Source organism: Streptomyces sp. NPDC101178 (genome assembly GCF_044767965.1).
In the GTDB taxonomy this organism is placed as follows: Bacteria; Actinomycetota; Actinomycetes; order Streptomycetales; family Streptomycetaceae; genus Streptomyces.
This window is the reverse complement of the sequence record NZ_JBIWOZ010000023.1, coordinates 1-3211: the sequence shown is the minus strand read 5'-3', so window position 1 is coordinate 3211 and position 3211 is coordinate 1. Positions and strand designations below refer to the sequence as shown.

Here is a 3211-nt window from a genome sequence, read left to right as displayed (position 1 = left end):
AACACAGTGGACGCGAGCAACTGAGGACAAGCCCTCGGCCTATTAGTACCAGTCAGCTCCACCCCTTACAGGGCTTCCACATCTGGCCTATCAACCCAGTCGTCTACTGGGAGCCTTAACCCCTCAAGGAGGTGGGAATACTCATCTCGAAGCAGGCTTCCCGCTTAGATGCTTTCAGCGGTTATCCTTTCCGAACGTAGCCAACCAGCCATGCCCTTGGCAGGACAACTGGCACACCAGAGGTTCGTCCGTCCCGGTCCTCTCGTACTAGGGACAGCCCTTCTCAATATTCCTACGCGCACAGCGGATAGGGACCGAACTGTCTCACGACGTTCTAAACCCAGCTCGCGTACCGCTTTAATGGGCGAACAGCCCAACCCTTGGGACCGACTCCAGCCCCAGGATGCGACGAGCCGACATCGAGGTGCCAAACCATCCCGTCGATATGGACTCTTGGGGAAGATCAGCCTGTTATCCCCGGGGTACCTTTTATCCGTTGAGCGACAGCGCTTCCACAAGCCACTGCCGGATCACTAGTCCCGACTTTCGTCCCTGCTCGACCCGTCGGTCTCACAGTCAAGCTCCCTTGTGCACTTACACTCAACACCTGATTGCCAACCAGGCTGAGGGAACCTTTGGGCGCCTCCGTTACTCTTTAGGAGGCAACCGCCCCAGTTAAACTACCCATCAGACACTGTCCCTGATCCGGATCACGGACCCAGGTTAGACATCCAGCACGACCAGAGTGGTATTTCAACGACGACTCCACAACCACTGGCGTGGCCGCTTCACAGTCTCCCACCTATCCTACACAAGCCGAACCGAACACCAATATCAAACTATAGTAAAGGTCCCGGGGTCTTTCCGTCCTGCTGCGCGAAACGAGCATCTTTACTCGTAGTGCAATTTCACCGGGCCTATGGTTGAGACAGTCGAGAAGTCGTTACGCCATTCGTGCAGGTCGGAACTTACCCGACAAGGAATTTCGCTACCTTAGGATGGTTATAGTTACCACCGCCGTTTACTGGCGCTTAAGTTCTCAGCTTCGCACACCCGAAAGTGCACTAACCGGTCCCCTTAACGTTCCAGCACCGGGCAGGCGTCAGTCCGTATACATCGCCTTACGGCTTCGCACGGACCTGTGTTTTTAGTAAACAGTCGCTTCTCGCTGGTCTCTGCGGCCACCCCCAGCTCAAGCAGCAAGTGCTATCACCAGAAATGGCCCCCCTTCTCCCGAAGTTACGGGGGCATTTTGCCGAGTTCCTTAACCATAGTTCACCCGAACGCCTCGGTATTCTCTACCTGACCACCTGAGTCGGTTTAGGGTACGGGCCGCCATGAAACTCGCTAGAGGCTTTTCTCGACAGCATAGGATCATCCACTTCACCACAATCGGCTCGGCATCAGGTCTCAGACTTATATGCACGACGGATTTACCTACCGTGCGTCCTACACCCTTACCCCGGGACAACCACCGCCCGGGCTGGACTACCTTCCTGCGTCACCCCATCGCTTACCTACTACAAGTCTGGTTCATCGGCTCCACCACTACCCTCAACTCCGAAGAGATCGGGCCGGCTTCACGGACTTAGCATCGCCTGATTCAGTACTGGGCGTTTCAAAGCGGGTACCGGAATATCAACCGGTTGTCCATCGACTACGCCTGTCGGCCTCGCCTTAGGTCCCGACTTACCCTGGGCAGATCAGCTTGACCCAGGAACCCTTAGTCAATCGGCGCACACGTTTCTCACGTGTGTATCGCTACTCATGCCTGCATTCTCACTCGTGAACCGTCCACAACTCGCTTCCGCGGCTGCTTCACCCGGCACACGACGCTCCCCTACCCATCCCAGCCCCCGTTAGGGGTACATACTGGAATGACACGACTTCGGCGGTACGCTTGAGCCCCGCTACATTGTCGGCGCGGAATCACTTGACCAGTGAGCTATTACGCACTCTTTCAAGGGTGGCTGCTTCTAAGCCAACCTCCTGGTTGTCTCTGCGACTCCACATCCTTTCCCACTTAGCGTACGCTTAGGGGCCTTAGTCGATGCTCTGGGCTGTTTCCCTCTCGACCATGGAGCTTATCCCCCACAGTCTCACTGCCGCGCTCTCACTTACCGGCATTCGGAGTTTGGCTAAGGTCAGTAACCCGGTAGGGCCCATCGCCTATCCAGTGCTCTACCTCCGGCAAGAAACACACGACGCTGCACCTAAATGCATTTCGGGGAGAACCAGCTATCACGGAGTTTGATTGGCCTTTCACCCCTAACCACAGGTCATCCCCCAGGTTTTCAACCCTGGTGGGTTCGGTCCTCCACGAAGTCTTACCTCCGCTTCAACCTGCCCATGGCTAGATCACTCCGCTTCGGGTCTAGAGCGTGCAACTAGTTCGCCCTATTCGGACTCGCTTTCGCTACGGCTTCCCCACACGGGTTAACCTCGCTACACACCGCTAACTCGCAGGCTCATTCTTCAAAAGGCACGCAGTCACGACTGACAGCACAAGTGCTGCCAGCGACGCTCCCACGGCTTGTAGGCACACGGTTTCAGGTACTATTTCACTCCGCTCCCGCGGTACTTTTCACCATTCCCTCACGGTACTATCCGCTATCGGTCACCAGGGAATATTTAGGCTTAGCGGGTGGTCCCGCCAGATTCACACGGGATTTCTCGGGCCCCGTGCTACTTGGGTGTCTCTTAAACGAGCCGTTGATGTTTCAGCTACGGGGGTCTTACCCTCTACGCCGGACCTTTCGCATGTCCTTCGCCTACACCAACGGTTTCTGACTCGTCTCACAGCCGGCAGACCATGAAAAAGAGATCCCACAACCCCGCATGCGCAACCCCTGCCGGGTATCACACGCATACGGTTTGGCCTCATCCAGTTTCGCTCGCCACTACTCCCGGAATCACGGTTGTTTTCTCTTCCTGAGGGTACTGAGATGTTTCACTTCCCCTCGTTCCCTCCACACTGCCTATGTGTTCAGCAGCGGGTGACAGCCCATGACGACTGCCGGGTTTCCCCATTCGGAAACCCCCGGATCAAAGCTTGGTTGACAGCTCCCCGGGGACTATCGTGGCCTCCCACGTCCTTCATCGGTTCCTGGTGCCAAGGCATCCACCGTGCGCCCTTAAAAACTTGGCCACAGATGCTCGCGTCCACTGTGCAGTTCTCAAACAACGACCAGCCACCCACCACCCCGTCCTA

At 56.4% G+C, this 3211-nt stretch carries 1 rRNA gene; it reads right to left on the bottom strand.

The window, feature by feature from the left end:
- Positions 1–22: 22 nt before the first annotated feature.
- Positions 23–3148, bottom strand: a 23S ribosomal RNA gene (locus tag ACIRR8_RS32995).
- Positions 3149–3211 lie beyond the last annotated feature (63 nt).